Origin of the sequence: Trichocoleus sp. DQ-A1, from assembly GCF_039961955.1 — a bacterium.
Lineage (GTDB): Bacteria > Cyanobacteriota > Cyanobacteriia > Cyanobacteriales > FACHB-T130 > FACHB-T130.
In genome coordinates this window covers 163,290-180,508 of sequence record NZ_JAMPKE010000009.1, presented here as the reverse complement: position 1 = coordinate 180,508, position 17,219 = coordinate 163,290, and the positions used below count along the sequence as shown (strand labels likewise).

Sequence of the window (17,219 nt, the reverse complement as noted above, 5' to 3'; positions counted from 1 at the left end):
TAAAACTTTAGAGCTTCTTTTCATTTCAAGTGTTTTATCCAGACTGCTGATGATTCTAGGGTAGTTGGCGATCGCGACTGTGCGTGCATTCAGTCCGTAGTGATTTAAGAGCTAGCAGGGATGGCATTATCTCAAGGAGAATTAGATGCTTGAAGGCGTCATTGTTCCTCTACGCTGCCAAAATTCCCCAACTCTTCGCTCCCACTGCTGCCAGTAAATCATCATATTATCTGGTTCAAACCAGAACACCTCAGCAGGCATTTCCGGAACCGCTACAACCAGCAAGGCATGACTCAGATGGATACCATACTCTTGGTAAAATTGATTAACCGCGCCCATATAAGCCGCCAACTGAAGCGGGCTATCACGGAGGCGTTCAACTGACCCTTTCGGCTTATCAGCAGTTTTCCAGTCACAGACGCAGGGAATGCCCTTATAACTCGCAACGCAATCCACTCGACCCGCATAATTCAAATCGTAGTGGAAGACAGAACCTTCTACCAGCCTTACCTCATGAATATCTTGCAGCACTGGCTCCATGCTATCCCACTCGGTTGCGCCAGTTGAAGAGTGCTTCTCGATCTTCTTGCGGTTTGGTGGCGTTGAGGATAGTGGAGACGCTAGGAAAGCGATCGCCCTTAGCATCCACATAATATTGTTTCCCAGATTCCCGCAGCGTTTTAGCACGGTGATGAGGCAGCAGATTGATATTTAACGTCATTATTGTCTAGTTATTAAATCAACCAGTTAGGATGATAGCTGCCGATATGGAACGTTCAACCAGAGGCTGAGACGTCCTCTTTAAACACCTTGCTCAGGCTGATTCCGTTCCTGCTCTCTCCCCACTAAACGCAAATCCATTCGCATGATGGGACGACCTTTACAAGTCCTTGCCTGTTGTTGCTGTCATTATTTGATTCAAGCCGATGGGCGGATTTGAACCGCCGACCGTTCGATTACGAATCGAATGCTCTACCACTGAGCTACACCGGCACTGCCGATTTACTATCGTAGCAGGTTTAGATAGAAACTGTTGCACCCAATTTCTGGAAGAAATGCAATCGCGTTCAAATTTATAGCACCAGCCGCCGCTGCTGCCGACCACCATCATGCCAAGATGGATCTAAAGTCGGTGGGGATCGAGACGGATGGTAGACCCAAAATTAAAAAATCGCACCCGCAACATCAAAGGCACTCGGAAAGTCAGTGCTGAACAGTATGCACAACTAAAAGCTGAACTTGCTACTCCCTACAAAGGTCTTAGGCAATTTGTTTATGTGGCGTGCGGCGCTTCTGGCTTTATCGGAGGGATGGTCTTTCTTGCCAAGTTAGCCTCCGGTCGGGAAATTGCCTCAGCCGTGCCTAACTTAGCACTACAAATTGGCGTAGTTGCTTTGATGGTTTGGCTGTTTCGCCTAGAACAAAAATCCCAACGTAAGCCATAAAGCTGATCGTTTCCAGTAATCTTGCGGATTCCTCGAAGGGGTAAGACAATCTAAGCTTGAAAGAAGGGATCTGGTGAGTATTTCGCACCCTGAGAACTTGCGAGTAAAATAGGCTAGATTCAGTTATTTGGCTTAACGACATTCTTGCAGTCTTTGGCTTCCCTTGTTGAAAGCCAATAAGGTTCTGCGTTACTTCATCGGCTGAGCCTCACCTAAGATTAAGTGTCATCCCAACACATGGAACTAGAACAACGCTTGGGTCTATATCAGGTATTCCTTAAGCTCTATGAGCATCATCGTGGTTTACTAGATGAGATTCTGAAGCTAGAAGATAGCGGCAATAAATTTCTTAGTGGCATTGCACCTCGATATATCCAAGGCGTAGCGCAGGAGCAGCAAGTCTATCTAGTCACAAATTTAATAGATGCTAAAACGCAAATGTTGTTTCAGCCGCAGCGAATTTGGACACTGGGGCGGGCGCGTCAAGCTGCCCTACCGATTCCGGATAGACGGTTGTCTCGCAATCATGCAGCGATTCGATATATCGACGATCAGGGGTTTTATCTGGTTGACCTGAATAGTACAAATGGGACTTTCGTTAATGGCGAACCCGTATACAAACGTGTTCTTCTCAAGGACGGCGATCGCATTCGTCTAGGTGGTCTGGCTTTCTCCTTTTTCCTGGGCAATACTATCTGCATGGTGGATAATGTCTCTTCAACCCTAATGGCAGAAATTAATGCCCTGACAAATGCAGAGCAATCGCTTCCGGTTACAGAAGTAGAAACACCTACCTCTCCTACAACAGTTCAGCCTCCCAACACCGAGTGCCAAAAAGAGACTCTACATTTCCTCTCTGGCCCCTCTGCCATTAGAGATCCATTAGTCCCAGTTTTGGAATCTCCTGTAGACCCTCAGCTAACTCCGACTCAGCAATCAGAAATTTTAGACCGTTTTTTCAGTAGACGAATTTCCGATCCAGGCACACAAAACTAAACTTTATAAGAATTTATACGAAAAACCCGTTTCCAATAAGAAAACGGGTTTTTTTATGTGTAACAGTAGCCCTAAGCTTCCCAAAAAACGATTTATAGGGTAGAATTGCCAACCCTACAGCGCTTTTAGTCGTCTAAAAGTTCTTCCTCTAACTCTTCGTCTTCAGCGTCAACTCGCGTGACAGAGTTGGCAGGAACAACTGCCCCCATCTCTAGCTTTTGACGTACCTTTTGCTCAATTTCTTGAATTAATTCAGAGTTTTCTTCCAGGTACTTAATGCTGTTATCCCGGCCTTGGGCAATGTTATCACCGTTGTAGCTATACCAAGCTCCTTTACGGGTAATGACCCCAGTTTGTTCTGCTAGGTCAACCATACACCCTAATGTCGAGATTCCCTTGCCAAAGATAATGTCAAACTCTGCGACGCGGAAGGGCGGGGCGACTTTATTTTTGGCAACTTTAACTTTAGCTCGGTTACCAAACTCTTCGTTGCCTTTTTTCAGCGTTTGAATCCGACGAATATCCAAGCGCACTGAAGCGTAAAACTTTAAGGCATTACCACCAGTGGTTGTTTCTGGGTTGCCGTAGGTGACGCCAATCTTTTGTCGCAGCTGGTTGAGGAAAACGACCGTACAACCGGATTTACCAATGTTTCCAGTAATTTTGCGAAGAGCTTGACTCATCAAACGGGCTTGCAAACCCATGTGGGAATCGCCCATTTCGCCTTCAATTTCAGCGCGAGGCACCAAAGCAGCTACCGAGTCAATGACCACGATATCCACTGCCGCAGAGCGAACTAGCTGATCGACAATTTCTAAGGCAGCTTCTCCGGTGTCGGGTTGAGAAACCAAGAGATTGTCAATATCAACGCCCAGTACGGCTGCGTAAGCAGGATCTAGAGCGTGTTCAGCATCAACAAAAGCAGCGACTCCTCCTAATTTTTGCACTTCAGCGATCGCGTGCAAAGCGAGGGTTGTCTTACCAGAACTTTCCGGGCCATATATTTCAATCACCCGTCCCTTCGGCAAGCCACCGCCCAAAGCTAAATCCAGGGTCAGCGCTCCAGTGGAAATTGTTTCCACCTTCATGCGGGTGGCATCTCCTAGGCGCATAATTGCTCCTTTGCCAAAGCTGCGCTCAATTTGGTTTAGCACCAGGCTCAGGGCTTTGTCCTTGTCGGGATTGTTCGTGATTTGGATAGCCATTAATGCCTCAAGAACAGAATCAGGTGTGGTGAGATTTTTTTCACACTTAGCAAAAGTTGCTTTTGTGTGGGCTTCTCCGCCTCGCGGACTGGAGTTTCCTGCTTCGATGGCTGGTTCTGATAGTAGAAATGTCTAACAAGACATCCTTACAGCCTCCACAGGCAGAAACGATGGAATCCACCGCCTTTTGATACAAAATGAATGCTGGTTTTAGCCATTTGCCCACTCAGGTTTACCAAGTTTTTAGCTTTGTAAGTGAGTAGGAAATTTCCACTAACTAGGGTTACTTCAACGATTGGCACCGAAACTTAAAATTGTCCCAAATAGCGACAAATTTTAGTTTCAGATATTTTATTATATCACTTTTAGCAACAAATGAGAGCCGCAAGTGCCCTTACATCAAGCTTTACACGGATGGGGGAACCCCCTGGCAAGGCTCGCGATAGGAATCTCTATTGTAGTTCAAATGTTCTACTTTTACCCAACACTGAGAGAGAAAATCGGTCAATAAATAAACGTCTAGCCTGTTTTAAGCAACAGGTGGGATTTGCGATCGCCACTTTGGTCACGTCAGTTTTGTCAAAAGTCAACGAATGCAGCCGAGTCTCGCTAATCTAGAGACAGAAACTGTAAATGGCTTGATCTAGGCTTATTTGAGCATCCTCCGCGTTTCCTGATGCCTCAATTCCTATATTTTCCTTATCTTTCGGCGATGAACTATTATCTTTCCAATCAGCTGGTTCCAGATACAGCTGTATCGGTGGCTGGGTTAACGTCTTATTTGCAACTGCTGTTAGAGCAGGATGAACAACTACAGCAAGTCTGGGTGACAGGTGAAGTCTCCAGCGCCTCTCAGTATCGCAGTGGACTATTCTTCACCCTGCAAGATCCGGATGCTAAGGCGGCAATGAGTTGTGTGATATGGAACAGTCAGCTAAATAAGCTGATGCAGCTGCCGGTGCAAGGAGAGCAGTTGATTGTTTTGGGCAGTATCCGAGTTTATCCCCAGCGAGGACAGTACCAGCTGATTGTCTGGCAGGCGCTACCAGCGGGAGAGGGGTTACAGGCATTGCGCTATCGCCAGCTGCGAAATCGGTTGGAGGCAGAAGGATTGTTCGATCCAGAACGCAAGCGATCGCTCCCCACTCATCCCCAAACCATCGCTGTTGTCACGTCGCCACAAGCTGCTGCCTGGGGAGATATTCAACGCACGCTCAAGCAACGTTATCCGGGTTTGCAAGTTTTATTTTCACCGGCGTTAGTTCAGGGCGAACAAGCCCCAGCATTGATTGTCTCGGCGATTGAGCGAGTGGAACGGGATGGTCGCGCTGAAGTTTTAATTTTGTCGCGCGGGGGTGGTGCGGTTGAGGAGCTAGCTTGCTTCAATGATGAACGGGTAGTGCGAGCGATCGCAAATTGTTCGATTCCCGTGATTACTGGCATTGGTCATCAGCGAGATGAATCTTTGGCTGACTTAGTTGCCGATGCTTATGCTCACACTCCCACCGCCGCCGCCGAACAAGTGGTTCCAGAACTGGCAAGTCTTTACGCAGAACACCAGGAACGTGTCCTCGCCTTGACTGAAGCCGTAAATCAACACATGGAAAACGCTCAAACACAATTGCAAAGAGTGCGAAGCCGCTTGGGGCGGATTCCGTTAGACCGACAAATTCACCAAGAAAAACAAGCGATCGCTTGGAAACGTCAACAACTGTTACAAGGAACAGCGCGACATTTAGCGCAGGCAAACCAACACTGTCAGATGCTCCGACAAAAGCTAGCCACGCTTGACCCCGAAAGCGTTTTGCAACGAGGTTATGCAGTAGTCCGACAACAAGATGGTGCGATCGCGCGTTCCACAGAAGGACTGGCACTCGGACAGGAACTACAAGTTCAGCTGGGCACAGGACAAATTAAAGTCAAAATTAGTGAAATTATAAATAGCAAAGAGTAGCTATTTCATGCGATACGGGGATTTTTTATGAGCAAACGCACCAGCACCACAGACGGCTCAAGCGATCGCCGCGTCAATACCCAATTTCCGAAAGATTGGAACTACGAAGCGACGGTTGCCAAAGTTGAAGAGATCATTCGGCAAATTGAAGCCGGAAAACTAGAACTTGCCGATGTTTTTGAAGAATTTACCGCTGCGGTAGAATACTTGCGCCAATGTGAAATCTTTCTGCAAGAGCGGCAACAGCAGATGAATTTATTAATTGAGACCCTGGCAGACGAGCCAACGTCCTTTTGAGAGATGCCATCAGGCGATACTACCGCGCTTCCTGGCTTCTTTATAGGAAGTCCCGACATTTCTCAAACCAGCCTTAATCATTTGTTGTTCGAGTAAGGCAAAGAAACGAGCGCGATCGCCCCCTCGCACAACTGCCTGATTGTGTGCCTCTGCAAGCGCCACCGGATAGCCATAACCCTTCTGCACCTGAGCCAACATCAAGCTGAGCGAAACATCCAGCTTCTCTGGATTCTCCGCCACCCAAGCGGGAACTTCCACACGAGCAATTTCAGTCCCGACGTGGACGTAGCAGAAGTAGATTTGATGGGCACCGTACAACTCCAGAATTCGTGCAGAACTGCGCCATAGAGGGCTGCGTTGACCGGGCTGCAATTGAGACGCCCAGAGGGCAGTATCCCGCAAGGGATCGAAAACCTGGCAGGGTGCCCGGTCAAACTGACCAGGACAATGAGTCATACAGTCGGGAACTGGATGCGGACAGGCTGGCAAACGCAGGAAGTTCAGTGCTTCGCTGCTGCGAGAAGCGCTCAGGTAGCCCATAATTGGAATCCCCATATCGCGTAGAACATCCCAAGCTTCCAGAATCGGAGGCAAAATATGGTCGCGGGCTTCTCCTGGTAACTGCTCCAGAAACCAATAAATTAGCGATCCATCTACCATTGCTAGGGCAGGGATTGGGGATTTGGGATCGGGAATTGAAGATGGAATTTCCGATTTTCTGTTTCCGTTTCCCTGTCTTGACGTGACTTGTGAAGGTCGGTTAATCCAGCTAGCAGCCAATTCTGCCAATACAGACGCCTCCGAAGCCGTGCGTCGATAGCCCATCCATTCCTCAGGGCGAATTCCCCACTGGCGGGAAATATATAGGTCTTCCGAGCGATAAAAGACTTCTGGCAGGCTATCTAAGAGCGGATACAAGCTTTGTCCGTAATGCAGCACCACCCGACCCACATTAATCAGATAGCAGTAGGCAATTTCGTGGTGACTCGGAGCAATCTGAGACCCGTCTGTAGCAATAATCGTATGGACAGCCGGAGGGGTAGGAAGGTCAATGGCAGTGCTTAGAGATTCAATGGGTGCGGCTGCTGCAAACCCCAAGCGATCGCGCCACTTTTCTTGCAGATGTACCAAATCTGCCTGAGACTTTTGAGCCAGTGTCAGTAAGTGCTGGGCGCGTTCCAAGCGTTGGCGACTGGCAGCAGCCTCTACCGTCAGGTGTTGACTAATCCCCTGCATTTGCCGCGCGAGTTTGGTTAGGTCAAGCATAGTCAGCTATCCGCTTTTCGCCTATCAGCTCTCAGCTTAAAGCATGAAACATCAAGGCGATCGGGATGAATTTATAATTTACACTTGATACTTCTTCATCCCTCTAACCTTGGGTTCCCTTTTCTCATCTAAGCCCAAGTCGAGAAATCTTGAGCAAACTGAGACAGAGATAAAAGCTGAATTCGTTCCTGATACGCGACCGACTCTCGTTGAGCAGCAGTATTGTAACCCCAATCGGCAAGAAACAGCTTGATATCATTGAGGTCTGGTTGCTGTTGCACAGTTTGCAGAGTTTTCAAGCGATCTTCCACAAACCAAAGGTGAACCGGCGAATCGCTGCTGAGTTCGCGCAAAATTTCGTACTTAGGACGCCGATTTTCTTTCCCAATAATGCATCGATCGGGTAGTTGGATACCCTGTTGCTGCAACAACTGACGGACAAAGCGTCCCTCTTTGGTAGTGACGATGTACGTTTGGACGGGTGTATCTGGAAGCGATGCCTTCTCCGATTCCATCCGATGCATTTTTTCAACAACACCTGGATAGAAACGATGCAAGGCTAGCCAACCCTCTAAATCCCTATCAATCCACTCATCCCGGATACGATCGAGCTTCGTGCCGATATCAGCCGCATTCAAATTATCTTCTCGCAAGATTTGCTGAGCCACCCCTGACCAATCTTGCAACATCTTTTCGTCGGGAATGCCCAATATTAGCGCCCGGATTGCCACCGGCATTTCCCAACCGATTTCTATAATCGGTCGTCGCTGGTAGAAACTTTCAGCCAAACCATCTGGAGGTGTGAGATTAGGCGGTGCCCAAATTTGACAGTAGGTGCGCCAAGCTGTCTGAAAATACTCGATTAGCCCGTCACAGATAACACCGTCAAAGTCAAGGGCGAGAATATTTGGATAACTTGCACGCATGGTTCTAAAGCCGCAATCTTTCGGTTTATCTTGGCACAATTTGCCCAACAAGCCCAATAACCAGTAGAGACGCGATAGATCGCGTCTCTACTAGGGTCCTCAAAACTTAGGTTTCAAAATTTAACTGGGGTGCAAGGATTCGAACCTCGGAATGGCTGGACCAAAACCAGCTGCCTTACCACTTGGCGACACCCCATCGCATTAACCTTCGTTATAGTAGCAGTTCCTACTAGGGAATTGTCAACCATTTTTAGGAAATTTCTCTTAAATCCTTCTTCATCAGTGGATAAATGGTGAAGACTCAGTATGGATTTTTGGAAATTGACGCATAGAAAAGGCTTCTTGAACGCTTACCAGTTAAACAGTGTGGCTCTCCTAGCCAGCTTCTCCCCCTCTTATGGAAAGCGTGCCGGGAAAGTGTTTTAGCTTTTTCGACATCTTTACCTCCTCGAAACCCATATAGGGTGTTGCAGAATCATGCGATGATTTTCTTTTAAACTCCGCGCTACCTCGTCTTTGCGCCAGATAATCATCTTTCTACTGTGCAACGCCCCATATAGATCCACAGCTTTTTCGACTAGGCGGGATAAATTCGCAGCCGTCGATTCGGTTCTTCCCCAAAACTGTCAGAGTTGAGGCGATAGTGTTCGACGAGTTCGTGTTGCATTTTACGAACTTTAGAAGAACGCGGCAGGAGTTCCACCGGCTGTCCTTTGGGAATCACGATTTGCTCCACGGCAAGGCGGGCTTCTTCGAGAGCCTCAATCTCGTCTTCACTACCGCTACTAGTAAATAAGCTGAGTTCGGGGACATCTAGAACCTGAGAGTCATCCATATCCAGCAGACGCCTTAGGGCGCGGGTAATCTGGGGAATGGTACTTGCCTTAATTGCATGGATGGGAACCTGACGGGCTTTGGCAATATGTCGTAGCTTGGAATGGTTTTTTACGTGCGACCGAATCGCCAAAACTGCATCCGCGCTATCCATATCCTTCGTCAGCAAGATGGGCAAATTCAGCACCCGAATGACTTGCTCTAATTGTTGGCTGCTCACCCCATAAGGATAAACGTGCAATGGCAACTCTTCGCCATTTGGCCCCACAAAGGTTTCATTTCCGATCGCCTGAGGTTGATGCCAAGATTGATCCAGCATCTGCTCAAAAGAAGGTGCAAGGTTAGAAGAGACAGGCAATGAAGTAGAGGCAGATTCTTCTCCTCTAGCTAATAGGTTTTGCGGTTCTGCCCTCATGCCTCGCGTTGATTCTGACTGCATTGGTAATGGAGTCATTTGCCCAGAAGCCCGCCAGCCCATTGGTCGCGCTGGGGCGTCGTGGGTGGAGGATATACGGCTACCTCCGCTCATCGCTGGTCGCATGAGTGACGGTGCTTGGGGGGTCTCATGGGTAATCGTAACTTCCCCAGTCTCGCTGGTTGTCCTAACTTGATAACCCGGCTGACGCCCCCGCAGCAGGGTGTCAACGGTATCGGCAACACTTTCATGTACCACCCAGCGCTGCCGTTCTAGCATTTCAACAGCAATTTCAAAGGTTGGCGGGGCTTTGCGTTCCAATACCGTCTTTTGGCTACCCCGGCGTCTGGCTTCGTCATCTCCCAGAGTTACGGCCTGAATGCCACCCACTAAGTCAGATAACGTTGGATTTTTAATCAGATTTTCAATCCGATTTCCGTGAGCTGTACCCACCAGTTGAACACCTCGTTCAGCAATCGTTCGAGCTGCCAAGGCTTCTAGTTCTGTGCCAATCTCATCAATGACGATGACTTCTGGCATATGGTTTTCCACTGCCTCAATCATGACTTGATGCTGGAGTTCGGGACGGGCGACTTGCATCCGTCTAGCTCTACCAATTGCTGGATGAGGAACGTCACCATCCCCAGCGATTTCGTTGGAGGTGTCGATAATGACAACTCGTTTCTGTAAATCGTCGGCTAAAACTCTGGCGATTTCCCGCAGTGCTGTTGTTTTGCCAACACCGGGACGCCCCAGCATCAGAATCGATTGACCTGTTTCTACTAGGTCGCGAATCATGCCGATGGTGCCAAACACGGCTCGACCTACCCTCAAGGTAAGACCAATGATCTCGCCGCTTCGGTTGCGGATAGCGCTAATCCGGTGCAGAGTTCGCTCTAGTCCTGCTCGGTTATCCCCACCAAAATTTCCTACCCGGTCTACACAATAATTCAGTTGTTCTTTCGATACTGGCGTTTCGGAGAGATACTCTGCCTGTTTAGCAAACCGAGCCTCTGGAAGACGCCCCAAGTCTAGGACAACCTCAACTAACTTATCCCGTCCCGGATGCTGCTCTAAAGGTTGCCGAATTTCATTCGGTAACACGTCCAGTAATTTCTGGAGATCGTCTGTAATCTGCATTCTTTGTACAGTGACGTTTTTATCCACAATCGGTGATTTAAATAACTGATGTTTGTTCTTTACCTGGGAAGCGTTGCAGGTTGGCGATCGCAAGGTTGAAAGGTCGCTTTTTGCAAATCGTCAATCTTTTAACCTCCAACCTTTTAATCGATGACATATCTGAAATCGCGCTTCTACTGGCTATTGGGAAAAGGTTTTGAGTTGAGAAACTAGCGAGTGAGCAAGATCAACAGCTTGCCAGAGTAAATCCGGCTTTTCTTCCAAGCGTCCAGGTAAAGGTGTTTGACTTGACGCGGAGGCATTCCCACCTACTTCGTTTATATTCATTTTTTCTAATTCATCCAAAATGGGTGATAACAAAACACGAGCGTAGCTGCCATAAGCAATCCCGGCGATATTGGGGGATTGAGCGGGAAAAGTTTGAGTTGGTTTGGGCGGATTTTTCGTTGATCCCTGGTTCCCTACAGGGATGCTTGATAGAGATGCCCTTCCGACTTTTGACTCTTGGACTTCTGGCTTTTGGTGGTTGTTGAGCAGTCCCATTGTCCTAAGTTTGCCAACAGTGTGGCGATTAGTGCCTCCTGCTAACTGCACATATCCGGGCAATCCCGCAGTTAGAACTTTTTGACCTAACTTTACAGCAGCTATCGTTGTGCCATCGCCAATATCGCCACTCATAGGACGCCCATCTGTTTGCCAGATGAGAGGACAAGGTAGGGGTGCCATCAATTCGTATAGCGCTCGGAGGTAATCAAGCATCGCTTCACCATCTGGACAACTAATGGCTAAAAGCTTGAGCTGGTTTACCCAAGGCGCGATCGCACTCCAGAGTCGTTTAAAGTCCTCTACTCTGCCAACTTGCGTGTGAATTTCTAAGGCATCTAGGCCGCTTTGAAATACCAAAGGTGCGATCGCTTCCGGTGCGGATACATAAGAACGAGTATAAATTAAATTATTTGGGCATACGGGAATACACCGTCCGCAGCCATAACAACGTTGATCGATCACCCCTAAAAAACCGTTCTGGCCAAAGTCAAAAGCGATCGCATCAGCTGGACAAATACTTTCACAAGGTCGCCAGCAATCTGCTGGACACTCAGTTGAGTTAAATTCAGCTTTTCGGAAATGAGGATCTTCCCCATCATTTAGGCTGACCATCAGCCACGGCAAACCTTCTACGCAATAGCCGCGATCGCGGGCGGCATCGGCAAGGGTAGCCGCAGCCTTTATACCTTCTTTCGCCGCAGCAATAACTGCTGGGTCAGCGGCAACATCGATACAGTCAGCCCCAGCAAGGGTATATGCCAACGTAAGATTTCGGACGGCAGGGAGGTGTTGGAAACTAGCTCCGCAAATGAGCTTAAACCAGTGACCCTCTCTTAAGGAACGCAAAGGATAGTAGGTATCAGTCACCCTTATATGCTAGTGCGTTCCCGGATAAATGGGGAGATCCAAGTAGCAAAAATTAGGGGAGTTTTCACCACTCCCCCTTTCATAGAAACCGTAAGCATCAGGGGTTTGCCTTTAGTCAGCGATCGCATTGAGCAGCACTTCCGCCAAGGTCATATCTGCCATATCATCCAGCGTTATCGTGTCGCAGATATCAAACTTTGCCCCTGCACCTTGTAAGTCATCATCCAACGCCTTTAAAAACCGAGCTGCTGTAGTGTCTGACCCTACTTGAATCATCGAAATCGCCAGTTCTTCATCGCGTTCCATCTGTCGGGACGCCTCAATAATCGCCCGCATCACGCCTTTTCGGTCATCGGGTTCACCATCTGTGACCACCAAAATGGTTTCGCCACCCACCTTAGTCTGACCGGCTGCTTTCCGCTGAAAGTAGGCAGCGATCGCATCTTGTAATACACCTGCCAAATTAGTTGTGCCAGCCGGGTCGTTTTCTTGAAAAATTTGTGCGACTTTACTGGAATTTACATTCTCGTAGCGTTTGAATCGGCTGGAAAATAAGTAAACTGTGATCCCATCCGGGTCAAACTGTTCGCATTTTCGCGCCAACGCCAAGGTAGACTCTTGTGCCGCATCCCAGCGGCTTCTGCCTCCCGGCTGGTCTGGCGTAGACATACTGCCGCTTTTGTCAATAATTAACGTATAATCCCGATCTTCTGCGTTCATTAGCTAACCTCCCCATTATTTTTTTAGATTGAATGACTTGCTGCTGATTCCACAACAAAATTGTGATTAAACACTGACAACAAAATTTTGGATTTCAGATGTGGAATCCAAAATCCAAAATAAACAGACAGCACCTAGTCGTTAATGGCGTTGAGCAACACTTCCTGTAAAGTCATGCCCTCCATGTCATCCAGCGTTACAGTGTCGCAAATATCAAACTTTGCCCCAGCACCTTGCAAATCATCATCCAAGGCTTTCAGAAACCGACTCGCCGTTTGATCCGAACCCACTTGAATGAAGGAGATGGCTAATTCTTCATCTCTATCCATCCGGCGAGAGGCTTCAATAATCACCCGCATCACGGCTTTGCGGTCATCGGGTTCACCATCTGTAATCACTAGAATTGTCTCGCCATTTGGCTTAGTCTGACCAGCCGCCTTCCGCTCAAAGTAATTTTCGGTGGCGTTTTTCAAGACATCGGCAAGATTCGTGGTGCCAGAGGGATCGTTTTCTTGGAATATCTGCGCTACCTTGCTAGAGGTCACATTATCAAATCGCTTAAACCGACCGGAAAATAGGTAAAGCGTAATCCCATCGGGATCGAACTTTTCACATTTTCTCGCCAACGCTAGAGTAGACTCCTCTGCGGTTTCCCAGCGGCTTCTACCGCTCGGTGGCTCTGGGGTAGACATACTCCCGCTTTTATCGATGATTAATGTATAGTCACGGTCTTCTGCCACAGATCCTCCTTCCACCAAAGATAACCTCCAGTGTTTGTCAAGATTTCCCAATCTAGCCTAGCCCACCTGCTGTGACTATCTAGTTGGATTAGATAAAAGAAATATAAAAATTTCTACACAACAGAGGGGATTAATTATCAGTTCCGGCGATCGCTGCTGGCTTCTACGGCTTAGTCTCCCGCAAGGCTTGCAAATAATCAATCGCCGCCTCAAGTTTAGAGGGATATGCATCGGCAAACTCTTCAAACCAAAGACCTTCTTCTGAAAGTGGCTTTAAATTTTTCAGCCATTCTCGCGCTTGGTTTTTGAATACTTCCCGTTGTTTCTGCCTTAGTTGCTCCTGTTTGAGTTGTTCTTCTCTGAGTTGTTGCTGTTTTTTTAGCTGTTCTGTACGTTCTTGTTCTTCAAACTCAGCCCTAATTTGAGCCAGAACAATGTCTTCAAATGAGCTAATCGGCTCGTTTTGCCATTTTTGCCGGGGCAATTCCGGAATTGCGTTTGCAGCAAGCGGGAGGTTCGCAGAATGATTTTGTAAGAAGTTCGCTGGTTGCGGTTTGACTGGTTCTTCTTTCAGTTGTGGCGGTTTTTGCAGTTCTTTTGGCTTATCTTTTGTCTCATACTCAGCTTTGACTGCCGCGAGTATGTCATCGATTGATTCCATAATTTTGGACGCCTCTAGAGAGATTTTAGATTTCTCTTCACGATCAAAATCCCAAATCCCAAATTAGACTTTGAACTTAGTCAATAATGGCATTGATCAACACTTCCGTTAGGGTCATGTCCTCCATGTCATCCATCGTGACTGTGTCGCAGATATCAAACTTTGCCCCAGCACTTTGCAGTTCATTATCCAGCACTTTCAGAAATTTTGTTGCCTGCGCGTCTGTGCCAACTTGGATAAAGGAAATCGCGAGTTCTTCATCCCGATCCATACGGCGCGACGCTTCAATAATTACCTTCATTACCGCTTTCCGGTCATCCGGTTCCCCATCTGTGACGACTAAAATGGTATCTCCATTGGGCTTGGTTTGTCCTGCTGCTTTACGCTGGAAGTAGTTATTCGTCGCATCTAGAAGGACTGCCGCTAAGTCAGTGCGTCCAGACGGTTCGTTTTCGCGGAAAATTTGTGCGACTTTACTGGCGTTTACATTGTCATAGCGTTTGAATCGACCGGAAAATAGATAGATAGTGATGCCATCCGGATCAAATTCTTCACATTTACTGGCTAAAGCGAGAGTAGACTCCTGCATCATGACCCAGCGGCTTTTCCCGCCTGGCTGGTCTGTCATCGACATACTGCCGCTTTTGTCAATAATTAATGTATAGTCGCGGTTTTCTACCATAAGAGTTTGCCTTATTTGCTTACTTCTTTAAAGGTATCAAAATCCTCTAGCCGAGCTAAAACGTCTGTAGGTCATAAAGCTTGACTATTCAGACGTTCCAGCTCGTTTTAGCTCGACATGACTTAGAGCTACACCCAAGCATTGGTGCGACCCTAAGATTGGATTGACTGACGCGGGTTTAAGCAGCAGCGATCGCGTTTTTAAGCGGTGTCCAGCGGAAAGCGCGATCGCCTCCCATTTCTACAGCAATCTTTAGGCGTGGTTCTATACTTGGCAAGGTGGTTAAATATTCCACTTCCTCACGGGACAATACGTGTCCTTCAATTATCCACAGCACCAGTCCCTTCGATTTGGGAGGTAGTTGTTCCAACTGATAGGTCACGATAGGTGGCACGTAGTAAACACGAATGTCTTTCTTGCCCAAATGCGCGGGACGAACGCCGTGTACGCCAGTTAAATACGTTGCTACGTCGCCGAGTCCCCGTGCTGATAGGCTTAAAGTGGTATAGCCAGCTGCACGCAACCGCCGCTGGTAACGCCCTTCAAACCCTCCTTCTAAGGGTACATACGTTCCTAAAGCACCTGACTTTTCCAAGTCTTTGACGAATTGATTGCCGATGGTGATCAGTGCCATATTTTTATGTTCTACCCAGCTTTAAGTTTTGTTAATTGCTGCTGGCAATTTATTATAGTTGGGCGCTGAGGAACCTATCAACTTTAAGCAAAAAGCAATGTGCAACAAAAGCTTTGAAAATTTTAGTAAGGTTGCACTTTTTCCAGACAGTGTTGAGTTTTGAGCCTCGTTTGAACATAGGCTTACAGACAATCGAGGTTAAACTGTTTGGCCGATCGCGCTTTTTGTGGAGATGCGAGCGCTACGTTGAGCTGTAAAGATTTGACTTATTTTGACTCAACATCTACTGAAAATAAGTGAATAGGCTTCTCGTGAAGATGGAATCGCAATCGACCTAATCCCAAAAATCATGTACTGGTAAGCCCTTATTGCGCTTTAATACCGCAGGTCGGAAAAAAAAGCTCAAACAGGTAACGTTAAACGGCTGAATCTATGCTTGAAAGCCAGCTTGCTTCTATCTGCAATCTCTTGTAGTCCCTTTAACTGTAGAGAAGATGTTGCTGGAGTTGTAATACTGTGTTTACAAAGACTGTGCAAACACATTGTGAAATGCTATAACCGACCTAAGTGCGGGTCGTTGGTATGCGATCGCCTTCTTCCTTATCTATCCGTAAGCCGTTAACTGGACAGTTGTCTTCTGGATCTGGAGTTGCACGACACGCGAAGCAGACGATCCAGCAGACCGCTAAATTTTTTTGGCACAATTGCTAGACAAGTTGTAACAAATCGTTTATAGTTAACGATTGTGATCAAAATTCGAGCAGCTATTGCCGCTGAAGTTGAAATCGAGTCCAGGGACAGCACGCCTTCCGAGTGAAAAACTATTGAGTCTTTCTCATAAGAGGTTAGTGCCCCTAGCGAGCGTAAAGCAACAGAGACATCGATTTCAGGATTAGCGACGATCTAGAAGGTTTCTTGAGAAGAACCCTTTTCAGCCGGAAAAAGCCCTTTCGCTTTCTCGGATACTGGATGGCTTGCCACCTAAGTCCCCGCGAATATAGGCAAAGCGCTTCTAGCGCTTACCCGACCGTCGAATAGCTTCATCCCAGCTAAAGAAAAAGCCTAAATTAGGCTGACTTGAAAGCTTGCCTCTCTCAATCCGAGGATGCGCCCCAGCTGGCTGGTTTGATAACAACGTTTGTTGGAGCAAGCGGATTTACGAAATACTCGTAATCCCGCCTCTTTGTACTGTGTAAAAAGGAGAGACCAGAAAGCCGTGTCTGTTGGTATCCTCGGCACCAAACTCGGCATGACCCAAATATTTGACGAAACAGGAAAAGCAATTCCTGTGACGGTCATTCAAGCAGGGCCATGCACCGTTACGCAAATTAAAACCAAAGCAACAGATGGCTATACTGCCGTCCAGCTTGGTTATAAAGAAGTCAAACCCAAGAGTTTGAACAAGCCTGAATTGGGCCACTTGGCAAAATCAAGCGCTCCTCCCTTGAAAAAACTGCGAGAGTATCGCTTTGAGAATGTGGGAGAGTTTGAGCTAGGGCAAGAACTCAAACCAGATATTTTTACTGCGGGTCAAATTGTGGATGTAATCGGCACAAGCATCGGAAAAGGCTTCGCCGGTTATCAAAAACGCCATAACTTTAAGCGAGGACCCATGTCCCACGGTTCCAAAAACCACCGTCTACCTGGTTCGATCGGTCCTGGAACCACACCAGGGCGTGTTTATCCTGGTAAGCGGATGGCAGGTCGTCTAGGTGGCACGCGCGTTACCGTTCGCAAATTGACAGTAGTGCGGGTAGACGCAGAACGCAATTTACTACTGATCAAAGGAGCGGTTCCTGGTAAGCCAGGGGCGCTGGTTAATATTGTTCCTGCCAAGAAAGTAGGTCGAAAGTAGTCATTTTCTAAGGTCAGGCTGGCTAATCGCTAAGAG

At 47.6% G+C, this 17,219-nt stretch carries 17 protein-coding genes and 2 tRNA genes; 5 read left to right on the top strand and 14 right to left on the bottom strand.

The genetic code is table 11. The features are described 5' to 3' along the window. Positions 1-141: 141 nt before the first annotated feature. The 3 genes from NDI33_RS11840 to NDI33_RS11830 all read right to left on the bottom strand — a co-directional run bounded on the left by NDI33_RS11840 (position 142) and on the right by NDI33_RS11830 (position 993). Positions 142-540 (bottom strand): PD-(D/E)XK nuclease family protein, encoded by a 399-nt coding sequence (locus NDI33_RS11840; RefSeq protein ID WP_199302426.1) that lies wholly within the window; start codon positions 538-540, stop codon positions 142-144. A gap of 1 nt (position 541) precedes the next feature. Further along, entirely contained in the window at positions 542-721 is a 180-nt protein-coding gene (locus tag NDI33_RS11835; RefSeq protein WP_199302425.1) for a hypothetical protein, read from the bottom strand. Between the two features lie 200 nt (positions 722-921). Further along, positions 922-993, bottom strand: a tRNA-Thr gene (locus tag NDI33_RS11830). Between the two features lie 155 nt (positions 994-1,148). On the opposite strand from NDI33_RS11830, the gene NDI33_RS11825 reads away from it, so the two are divergent. Next, positions 1,149-1,445, top strand: coding sequence for a DUF3493 domain-containing protein (locus tag NDI33_RS11825; protein ID WP_190430332.1), 297 nt, complete (start codon positions 1,149-1,151; stop codon positions 1,443-1,445). Between the two features lie 222 nt (positions 1,446-1,667). Then, the gene (locus tag NDI33_RS11820) at positions 1,668-2,441 is read left to right on the top strand and encodes an FHA domain-containing protein (RefSeq protein ID WP_339380224.1); all 774 of its coding nucleotides are present in this window, start codon (positions 1,668-1,670) and stop codon (positions 2,439-2,441) included. A 125-nt stretch (positions 2,442-2,566) separates the two neighbouring features. Here NDI33_RS11820 and recA read toward each other — a convergent pair whose 3' ends face one another. Continuing rightward, positions 2,567-3,646 (bottom strand): recombinase RecA, encoded by a 1,080-nt coding sequence (gene recA / locus NDI33_RS11815; protein ID WP_190411910.1) that lies wholly within the window; start codon positions 3,644-3,646, stop codon positions 2,567-2,569. Positions 3,647-4,358: 712 nt separating this feature from the next. Here recA and xseA point away from each other — a divergent pair. Both xseA and xseB read left to right on the top strand, forming a co-directional pair. Then, positions 4,359-5,600, top strand: coding sequence for an exodeoxyribonuclease VII large subunit (xseA, locus tag NDI33_RS11810; protein ID WP_190426824.1), 1,242 nt, complete (start codon positions 4,359-4,361; stop codon positions 5,598-5,600). 27 nt (positions 5,601-5,627) lie between these two features. Next, entirely contained in the window at positions 5,628-5,897 is a 270-nt protein-coding gene (gene xseB / locus NDI33_RS11805; RefSeq protein ID WP_190675655.1) for an exodeoxyribonuclease VII small subunit, read from the top strand. Between the two features lie 9 nt (positions 5,898-5,906). Here the strand turns inward: xseB and NDI33_RS11800 are convergent, their stop codons facing one another. The 10 genes from NDI33_RS11800 to NDI33_RS11755 all read right to left on the bottom strand — a co-directional run bounded on the left by NDI33_RS11800 (position 5,907) and on the right by NDI33_RS11755 (position 15,328). Beyond that, a complete protein-coding gene (locus NDI33_RS11800; RefSeq protein WP_190675653.1) occupies positions 5,907-7,163 on the bottom strand; it encodes a DNA double-strand break repair nuclease NurA in 1,257 nt (418 codons plus the stop codon). 128 nt (positions 7,164-7,291) lie between these two features. Further along, on the bottom strand, positions 7,292-8,089 hold the full coding sequence (locus NDI33_RS11795; protein WP_190675651.1) for an HAD family hydrolase: 798 nt from the start codon (positions 8,087-8,089) through the stop codon (positions 7,292-7,294). Between the two features lie 124 nt (positions 8,090-8,213). Next, positions 8,214-8,285: transfer RNA gene (locus NDI33_RS11790), tRNA-Gln, on the bottom strand. 381 nt (positions 8,286-8,666) lie between these two features. Next, a complete protein-coding gene (locus tag NDI33_RS11785; protein WP_190428646.1) occupies positions 8,667-10,478 on the bottom strand; it encodes a R3H domain-containing nucleic acid-binding protein in 1,812 nt (603 codons plus the stop codon). A gap of 180 nt (positions 10,479-10,658) precedes the next feature. After that, the gene (locus NDI33_RS11780; RefSeq protein WP_190675649.1) at positions 10,659-11,891 is read right to left on the bottom strand and encodes a circadian clock protein LdpA; all 1,233 of its coding nucleotides are present in this window, start codon (positions 11,889-11,891) and stop codon (positions 10,659-10,661) included. Between the two features lie 111 nt (positions 11,892-12,002). Next, positions 12,003-12,611, bottom strand: a complete 609-nt coding sequence (locus NDI33_RS11775) for a VWA domain-containing protein (RefSeq protein WP_190675647.1) — start codon at positions 12,609-12,611, stop codon at positions 12,003-12,005. A 134-nt stretch (positions 12,612-12,745) separates the two neighbouring features. After that, positions 12,746-13,351 carry a VWA domain-containing protein gene (locus NDI33_RS11770; protein ID WP_190675644.1) on the bottom strand — a complete coding sequence of 202 codons (606 nt, stop codon included), beginning with the start codon at positions 13,349-13,351 and terminating at the stop codon, positions 12,746-12,748. Positions 13,352-13,514: 163 nt separating this feature from the next. Then, positions 13,515-14,012, bottom strand: coding sequence for a hypothetical protein (locus NDI33_RS11765; protein WP_190675642.1), 498 nt, complete (start codon positions 14,010-14,012; stop codon positions 13,515-13,517). A gap of 76 nt (positions 14,013-14,088) precedes the next feature. Continuing rightward, positions 14,089-14,694, bottom strand: a complete 606-nt coding sequence (locus NDI33_RS11760) for a VWA domain-containing protein (RefSeq protein WP_190675640.1) — start codon at positions 14,692-14,694, stop codon at positions 14,089-14,091. A 178-nt stretch (positions 14,695-14,872) separates the two neighbouring features. Next, positions 14,873-15,328: an NAD(P)H-quinone oxidoreductase subunit N gene (locus NDI33_RS11755; protein WP_190411900.1), complete on the bottom strand. Its 456-nt coding sequence runs from the start codon at positions 15,326-15,328 to the stop codon at positions 14,873-14,875. 1,216 nt (positions 15,329-16,544) lie between these two features. Between NDI33_RS11755 and rplC the strand changes: the two genes are divergently transcribed. Then, positions 16,545-17,183: a 50S ribosomal protein L3 gene (gene rplC / locus NDI33_RS11750; RefSeq protein WP_190411899.1), complete on the top strand. Its 639-nt coding sequence runs from the start codon at positions 16,545-16,547 to the stop codon at positions 17,181-17,183. Positions 17,184-17,219: the final 36 nt, after the last annotated feature.

Bases quoted from the DNA above. Each gene is read 5' to 3' on its own strand.
- NDI33_RS11840 (WP_199302426.1), bottom strand. From the start codon at position 540: ATGGAGCCAGTGCTGCAAGATATTCATGAGGTAAGGCTGGTAGAAGGT.
- NDI33_RS11835 (WP_199302425.1), bottom strand. From the start codon at position 721: ATGACGTTAAATATCAATCTGCTGCCTCATCACCGTGCTAAAACGCTG.
- NDI33_RS11825 (WP_190430332.1), top strand. From the start codon at position 1,149: ATGGTAGACCCAAAATTAAAAAATCGCACCCGCAACATCAAAGGCACT.
- recA (WP_190411910.1), bottom strand. From the start codon at position 3,646: ATGGCTATCCAAATCACGAACAATCCCGACAAGGACAAAGCCCTGAGC.
- xseA (WP_190426824.1), top strand. From the start codon at position 4,359: ATGAACTATTATCTTTCCAATCAGCTGGTTCCAGATACAGCTGTATCG.
- xseB (WP_190675655.1), top strand. From the start codon at position 5,628: ATGAGCAAACGCACCAGCACCACAGACGGCTCAAGCGATCGCCGCGTC.
- NDI33_RS11800 (WP_190675653.1), bottom strand. From the start codon at position 7,163: ATGCTTGACCTAACCAAACTCGCGCGGCAAATGCAGGGGATTAGTCAA.
- NDI33_RS11795 (WP_190675651.1), bottom strand. From the start codon at position 8,089: ATGCGTGCAAGTTATCCAAATATTCTCGCCCTTGACTTTGACGGTGTT.
- NDI33_RS11785 (WP_190428646.1), bottom strand. From the start codon at position 10,478: ATGCAGATTACAGACGATCTCCAGAAATTACTGGACGTGTTACCGAAT.
- NDI33_RS11775 (WP_190675647.1), bottom strand. From the start codon at position 12,611: ATGAACGCAGAAGATCGGGATTATACGTTAATTATTGACAAAAGCGGC.
- NDI33_RS11765 (WP_190675642.1), bottom strand. From the start codon at position 14,012: ATGGAATCAATCGATGACATACTCGCGGCAGTCAAAGCTGAGTATGAG.
- NDI33_RS11760 (WP_190675640.1), bottom strand. From the start codon at position 14,694: ATGGTAGAAAACCGCGACTATACATTAATTATTGACAAAAGCGGCAGT.
- NDI33_RS11755 (WP_190411900.1), bottom strand. From the start codon at position 15,328: ATGGCACTGATCACCATCGGCAATCAATTCGTCAAAGACTTGGAAAAG.